This is a genomic window from Thermococcus sp. (assembly GCF_026988555.1).
Lineage (GTDB): Archaea > Methanobacteriota_B > Thermococci > Thermococcales > Thermococcaceae > Thermococcus.
In genome coordinates this window covers 1-4,947 of record NZ_JALSLB010000005.1, presented here as the reverse complement: position 1 = coordinate 4,947, position 4,947 = coordinate 1, and the positions used below count along the sequence as shown (strand labels likewise).

Genomic DNA, 4,947 nt, shown 5'->3' with positions numbered 1-4,947 from the left:
CTTCTCCTCGTTGCCGTAGCGCCGCTCGTGGAGGAACCGACCGAGGTCGACCCATTCGCTCTCCTGTTCCATGGTGACCCCGTGGGCGGAGTACCATAACTTTGTGGGGCAGATGAAGAGGTAGTTGATTTCCGTGCCGGTGATGAGGAGGTGGGTTTGGAGGTATATTTCATCCAATAATCTCATCCTCCTCGGGTTCGTCAAGAAGTCCCAATTCATGGCTGTATTTCAAGTTAGCAACCGTTACATGCTGCTTTTTATCATAGGAGAACACATCTCCGAGCTTGGAGATTATTGCGAAGAATTTCCAGTGTGACAACGGAACCAAGTAACGGTGTGTCTCAATCCTTTTTCCTGTTTTTGCAAGATTTTCAAGCATTGCCATGAACTTAATTGGGACAACTTCAAGACCTTGGAACATATCGTAGAACCTTTTCTCCTCTTCTCCCTTTCGGAGGGGTCTTAGTTCTTTGAACAGATTGTACGCAATGTCCCGGTATTTCATAACTTCCTTCAAAAGCTCACCTTCAACCGATTTGTATGCCTCACTCACGAGCCTTGGAATTTGAGACTCTCTAAGGGGCTGGCCGTTGAGCTCTTTAAGGATATCCAGGCTCTCCTCAACGACACCATAGGGCCGGTAAACTTTTTTATCTGCCTCAGACCCCTGTGTTAGGACATAGACATCCCTCAGGTTCCCAAAACCCTTTCTGTTCACCCTGCCAAAGCGTTGAATCAGAGCATCAAGGGGAGCAGGTTCAGTCAGAATAGACTCAAAGCTAACATCAAGGGAGACCTCAACGACCTGTGTGGCGACCACAAAATCGTAGTTATTTAAATTGCTTAAGAGTGCCCTCTCCTTTCCTTCCCTATCCCCATAAGTGAAACGGCTGTGGATTAACATTACGTTATAACCTTCTCGCTTTAGGAGAGAATACGTCTCCATCGCCCGGTCAACAGTATTGCACGCTATAAGCGACGGCTTTGGAAGATCAAGCTCTTCTACAAGCTGTTTAACTTCGTCCATGCTCCCGTCAACGACATTTACCCTGTGCCTCGTGAACCTGTCCGCCTCTTCCGGAGTTGCTTTTAGTTCGATGGGTGATATTGAATCCCGTATCAGGGTTTCGATGAACTCAGGGAGGGTGGCGGTCATCACCATAACCTTTGCTCCGTGGTTCTTCAGAAGCTCAAACATTGCGAGTATTATGCCAAGGACGTTCGGTTCATATGCGTGTATCTCATCGAAGATCAGAAGGGAATTCCTCAGCTCGCTCAGAGCCATTTCAAAGAATCCAACGCCAAAGAACGCTTTCATTATCTGGAATGGTGTGGTAACCTTTAGGGGAGTATATATTTTGTGATAGAGGGATGAAAGGCGTTTGTACTCAAGGTTTGACGAGTAGAGGTAGAATGTTGAGGAGCTGTGAAGGACACCGATTAAAGCGGGATCACCAAAGAGGTTCAAAAGACGTCTGTGCATCGCATTGATGCTCGCTTTATATGGGAGAACATAGAATATTCTGGTTGAAATGCCCCTTTTTGAGTAGTATGCGTTTCTATCTGCCCAGAGGAGTGCGGCTTCAGTTTTTCCATAGCCCGTTGGGGCCCGCAGGAGGAGGTTTCCCTCAGCCTCATTCGCGGCCCTCTGAAGCATGCGCCATCTCTCCCTGGGTAGGTCGAGTTCAATCACCCTGCCGATGTTGGGTAAAAGCTTTATTTCGCTCTCACCTGCCGAGGCAAGATGATCCGCGGCATTGAGGAGACCCCTGAGAAAAATTAGTGCCTCCTTATGCTGTTTCCAGTTGGTTTCGTACCACTCAAGAAGGGTATTAAAATCAAAATTCCTTAGCCGCTCTTTCCAGTCATGTGGAAGAAAAAACCTTCTTGGAGGCTTAACAGTCCCAAAGAAGTATGCCTCCCAGTAGGGAACTTTGGGCATGAAAACATCTTCAATATAATCCGAGTTCACGAGAAGCTCCTCGACTTTACCATCAAACTCAAGGGGGACGCCCGGGATCCTTCGGGGAATTCTGTCATCCAGTTCATTGAGGGTCCTGTGGTGGGTGAGTATGCCAAGTGCAATCAGGTTCCTTTTCTCCTCAGGCAGCCTGAGAAATTGTGTGAATGCTGTGGATAGTATCTCATGGCGGTAGCCCCATTTTTGCGGATTTTTTTGAAAGCCGCTGGCACACTTTCCAAGGTCATGGAGAAGAACGGAATAAAATAAAAGTTCCCAGAGCTCTCCAGAGAACCACGGGAATGCTTTTCTCATGCTTTTGAGAACATTAATCGCGTCACTGGTATGACATTCAAGGAAATCATGGGGGTTAAATTTCGCGTAGCAGACTTTCATTGACCCCACCGGTGGATATAGACGCCGATGTCAAGCTCAGGATCATATAACGTTCTGCTCGTTTGCCTTTTCCGTTCAGCATAGGTTCTGGGATAGGGAAGGACTATGAAAGGTCTCACCAACCTTGCTTTTCGCGGTGTCTTTGAATAGTCGTACTCCACCACGAGTGCGTGGATCATGCCAGGAATGCCCAGACTAATAGGTACTACCGTCCCACCGAGGGGTGCTTCCCTTTCTTCCAGATCGATATTCACAATTTCTTCGACTGTTGCGAGGTCGCTTGATCGTCCGAGGAGGAGCTGATATCTGGGCCTTTTAAACGCTCCCTTCCACTCATCCGGCAGATAAATGTAGAGCTCTGCGTTATATAGGAATTCACGCTTCATTATGTCCGTCTCAACCTTTCCAAGGGCATAGATTTTCTCAAGGTCAAGGCCCTTTCCGCTACTCCTGAAAATGTAGCCGACATAAGGCAGTTCGGTGAGGTAAACCGGTTTGCCCTTTGCCGCCGACAGAATTCCCTGTATCGTTGAAGGCGGAGGCACCGGTAATGTTGGTTGATACCCGGATTGAAATGTGGGGAAGCGAAAGCTGGCAGTCCATGCCCTCAGCTTCACTCGTATCATGAGCTCACCCGTAATATGCTTCGATTTCCTTGAGGAACTCCTCTATTGCATCACCCACGCTGCCCATAAATGTCTCAAGTTCCGCTTCATCCAACCTATCTTTGAGTTCCTCCATGCTCCATCCGAGGCTCTTCACAAAACCCTCATCATAACCAATGTAGAGCTTCTTGGTTGGCAGTATTTCCGTGAGATCAGCGAGACGCTTGGCTAGGGCCTCAGCATCGAGTTTAACTTCTCCCCTATCCTCGAACACAATGTCGCTAATGAACGGGTTAATGCCTCCATCAATGCTCACAAGGAGTATAAATTTGGGGGTTACATCGGTGAGGTACTGCGTCTGCTTGGCACCGCCAAAGATATAGCGGAGAGCCGTTATAGTCTCGGCAGCACGCTTCTTTCTTATCTCTGATGGCATGAACCACTCCTTTTCGCCTATCTGGACACCAAGTTCTCTGGCTATGCTCTCCATCTCCCTGATTTCATTGACAATATCTTCCGTTCCCCTCTTGGGATTGCCTTTCTTGTCCTTAGGAACGTCATCCCATGTGAGGAGGTTTTTAAACCCTGCTTTGCTGATGAGGGTGAATCTTCCGACCGAATCGAGATCAAGTGAAAAAGCGCCCTTTAGTATGGTGGCATAGAACTCCTGGCTGTAGGGAACTGGATCACCCTCATGTCTTGAGGCATAGCCCTCATCAACAGTTAGAGAGCTCCTATCAGGTAAAACCGATACCAGAGGTGTGTTTTTGAGCGGTGAAACGCGTGTAACACTAACGTTTACACCTCCCTTCTTGAATGCCCTCATATATCCAAAAACATCGTCGTCCGGATACTTGAGAGGATTGGCAGCTGTAAAAACCTGCTTCTGTTCCCTATATAGGGGTGAGAGCTCCCATCCAAAGCGTTCCTTTAGTGTGCTTCTCCACCAGTAGCGCCATGCCTGTGGCGAAACGTAGGGGTAGCGCTTTCCTCCCCTTTTAAGGGTCTTGACCCGTGTAACATTCCTATCCGCAAGGTTTTCATCAATTCCAAGCATGTTCAGTGCGGAGTGGGGGGCATCAATCAAAACCATTCCAGCAGCAAACCTCATGCCTCTTCACCTCCAAACCCGTAAATTTCAACCTCTTCAGCTTCCTCTTCCTCTATCTCCTCCTTCCGTATCAGCCTCCCATGGAGTTTTTCGTATATACGGAAGAGGAGCAGGTTTTTGACGGTCTTCCACGAGACGTTGAAATCTTCGCCATAGGATGTCAGAATGCGTGCGAACTCGTCGAAGGTCATCAGCGGCTTTTCAATATTCAGCTCCTGTCTGAGCTTCTCCAGCCCAACAAAGAATGCTTCAAACTGGTACAGCTTAGTTGCGTTTTCGAGCTCGCGCACACGTCTCTTCAGTTTATTGTCTGGAAGCTTTTCGAGCGTCTCAACCACCCTATCACCAACATCTTTGATAAATTCCAAAGCCTTTTCATCCAAACCCAACACCTCCGAGCAGTAAAATTGCAGAAGTTCCCACTTAGAATTCACCTGCCTGTTTGCTTTGTCAATGAAGTAGGGGAGTATGCTCTGGCCGTTTATCAACCTCGAATAGACCTCATTGGAGTAGCGTCTTTCATATTCCGCGAATTCCTCATCGCTGGGCCTTTTACGCCAGCCCATTGAGACTATCCTTCTCCATCCAGAACTGTCGGCAAGTGAAGCGTATGCCACAAAACGAAGAGCCTGGTTAGGGATATGGATAACATCAAGCTCCTGGCCCTGATTGTTGTTAACGAAGTGGTACAGTGTAACTGAAGTATTTTTCCAGAGTTCACTGTGCTCAATCTTCCTCATAAGCTCGCTTATTAGGTGAAAGAAAAAGTTCTCAGGTCGCCTGAAGTTCTTGGCATTTGAAGCAAGCTGGGTTTTTACAACATCGTCAAATGCATCCCTGTGGAGTTCCAGCATAAGTTCGTAAGGATATGCATG

The 4,947-nt window shown here is 47.8% G+C and carries 5 protein-coding genes; all 5 read right to left on the bottom strand.

The annotated features are described in order from the left end of the window. The coding region (locus tag MVK60_RS00295) for a Dna2/Cas4 domain-containing protein (RefSeq protein ID WP_297435268.1) at window positions 1–186 on the bottom strand (186 nt) is incomplete at its 3' end. Beyond that, a complete protein-coding gene (cas3, locus tag MVK60_RS00290; protein WP_297435266.1) occupies window positions 170–2,356 on the bottom strand; it encodes a CRISPR-associated helicase Cas3' in 2,187 nt (728 codons plus the stop codon). The genes MVK60_RS00295 and cas3, both read right to left, overlap by 17 nt. Continuing rightward, entirely contained in the window at window positions 2,353–2,982 is a 630-nt protein-coding gene (gene cas5b, locus MVK60_RS00285) for a type I-B CRISPR-associated protein Cas5b (RefSeq protein WP_297435264.1), read from the bottom strand. The genes cas3 and cas5b overlap by 4 nt, the downstream gene beginning before the upstream one ends. A 4-nt stretch (window positions 2,983–2,986) precedes the next feature. Next, entirely contained in the window at window positions 2,987–4,072 is a 1,086-nt protein-coding gene (gene cas7i, locus MVK60_RS00280) for a type I-B CRISPR-associated protein Cas7/Cst2/DevR (protein WP_297435262.1), read from the bottom strand. Then, the coding region (gene cas8a1 / locus MVK60_RS00275; protein ID WP_297435260.1) for a type I-B CRISPR-associated protein Cas8b1/Cst1 at window positions 4,069–4,947 on the bottom strand (879 nt) is incomplete at its 5' end. The genes cas8a1 and cas7i, both read right to left, overlap by 4 nt.